The organism is Shewanella sp. AC34-MNA-CIBAN-0136 (assembly GCF_040309945.1).
GTDB lineage: Bacteria > Pseudomonadota > Gammaproteobacteria > Enterobacterales > Shewanellaceae > Shewanella.
The window spans coordinates 1-2,454 of the sequence record NZ_JBEOPJ010000038.1 but is presented as its reverse complement, the minus strand read 5'-3'; the positions used below and the strand labels follow the sequence as shown (position 1 = coordinate 2,454).

Here is a 2,454-nt window from a genome sequence, read left to right as displayed (position 1 = left end):
AAGATAGCAAATGATGAATCTAAAATAGCCCCTAATTTGTTAAAGCGGCAGTTTAACGTTGAAGCAATAAATCAGGTTTGGTGTGGTGACGTGACCTATGGTGTGCCCGGAGTTCAGCACTAGCATGGAATGCTTTAATGAACCACGAGTCTATCTGAAATACATGAACACTACGGCAGGAGCTACATTGTTTATGGCACTATCTGGTTGTGCAGATAGTTGAGTCTGAGCGGCAGTGACTTATCGTATGCTGATAAGGTGATGTAACTCGCTGACAACGGGGAGTGAGGCGAATTCGTTAAGCCAAGATGCTCCTCTAGACTAAGTATTGGACGGATGAAGAACATGAACCGATTAACCCGCATCTATGGGCTGAAACGTCGCCATTGCCTACACGAATTAACAGGTAATATGGTGCAGTAATAGTGCTAAATGTATGGGCGCTATTGCCGAATTAATGAGTAATAAATATGTACTTATTAATGGATAAACGCTAAATCACAATTCTGCGTTTAAGCATCATCACCTTACAGCACGATAAGGTCAAAGACTGCGATCGGCATCCACCCCAATATGTTCGAGTTCAGGTAGGTAAACCGGGGAAGGTTTGTTTTGAATGCTAAGGGAGCATGACCCTGATGACAAACAAACTGGCGGAGTGTTCGTAGTAGTCTGAGATGGGGAAAGCCCATTACATGGCGAAGGGACACAGTTTAATTGATTTGCGTGAGCAAATTATCTGACCTTAATGAGGTGAAGACCTTTGATAATCAGCGAAATGCAACGCAAATTAGCAACATGGACAGCAACCGATAAAGCGCACCGCGTTAATCGACTGCTGCGCCTTATCAGTCACCCGCATTGGCTTCGCCAAGCGGCTGAAGTAACGCTTTCTTCAAAAGGAGCTAAAACGCCTGGTGTTGATGGACTAACAAAGATTCATATACAGGCTAATTTGGCTGGTTATCTTGATGAGATCAGAAATGATCTGCTGTCAGGTAACTATCAACCGATGCCTGCTAGACGGATCTATATCCCCAAGGCCAATGGAAAGCTACGTCCTTTAGGTATACCAACGCTTAGAGATAGAATAGCTCAACGTGCCATGCTCATGGCAATGGAGCCTATATGGGAAAATGATTTTCATTCGTTGTCCTATGGCTTTAGACCAGAGCGCAGTGTCCATCACGCCATTCGTACGGTTAAACTACAAATGACCGAATCCAATGAGCCTAGAGGTCGCTGGATAATTGAAGGAGACCTATCAAGCTATTTTGATACAGTTCACCATCGATTATTGATGAAATGTGTTCGTAAACGGATCAACTGCCGTCGATTTAATGATTTGCTTTGGCGCTTCATTAAAGCTGGACACATTGAACGTAACCTATTTTGTGCAACAAGCGAAGGCGTACCACAAGGTGGTGTAATTTCTCCGTTATTGTCAAACATAATGCTTAATGAGTTCGATCAATATTTGGATAAATGTTACTTGAGTAAGAAAGCCCGTAAAGACCGCTGGTACTGGAACCACAGTATCAAAATCAAGCGAAAACCTGCGGTTGAGGAAAACAGACAATGGAAACCAGCCGTTGCTTATTGCCGTTATGCTGATGACTTTCTAGTGATTGTCAAAGGCAATAAACAACAAGCAGAGGCAATTCGGGACCAATGTCGACACTTCCTAGAAGGTAAGCTGCAACTCACGTTAAATATGGATAAAACTCATATTACACATGTGAATGACGGTTTTATATTTCTCGGACATAGGATCATTCGAAAGCGTGGACCTAAGGGAAATATGCGAGTGGTGTCTGGTATTCCAAACGGTAAAGCCAAAGCATTTTCTCATTCATTGAGTCAAGCTTTATCAGGGGATCATAGCTGTAGCAAGATAGACAAAGTGGAACAACTCAATCGCAAACTTAAGGGTTGGGCACAATTTTATCGACATACTGATTACACCGCGAAAGTTTACAGCAAAATTGACCGTATTATTTTCTGGAAACTCGCTAAGTGGTTGGCTAGGAAATATCGTTGTTCTATTAAATCGTTAATGATGAAATGGATCAAACGTCCGACACCAAATCAGGCAACGACATGGGTGTTATTTGGCAAAAGCAATCGTGGAAATTTATGTGGCGCGTCACTATTTAGATTAGTGAGTAGCCCTAAATTACCCTTTAGATGGCGAGCACCAGAAGCAAACCCCTACCTCAGAGATGAAATTAGAAATACTGTCACGTCTCGCTATAGCGATGTTGCCATGGCTGTTAGCCACAATTAAGCGGAGAGCCGTATGCGCTGAAAGGTGCACGTACGGTTCGGAGAGGAGAAGCAGAGAAATAGTTCGACTACGCTCTGCCTCTTACTCTACTTTGGTCAGGAACCAAATGGCTCTATTTAGCCGTGGTAATGGATTTGTATGCGAGAAAAGTGGTGGGTTGGGCTTGC

Annotated in this window: 1 protein-coding gene; it reads left to right on the top strand. The window is 43.2% G+C overall.

Going from position 1 to position 2,454, the window contains the following annotated elements:
* Nucleotides 1-763: 763 nt before the first annotated feature.
* Nucleotides 764-2,287: a group II intron reverse transcriptase/maturase gene (gene ltrA, locus AAEY94_RS20545; RefSeq protein WP_101088802.1), complete on the top strand. Its 1,524-nt coding sequence runs from the start codon at nucleotides 764-766 to the stop codon at nucleotides 2,285-2,287.
* The last annotated feature ends 167 nt before the right edge of the window (nucleotides 2,288-2,454 follow it).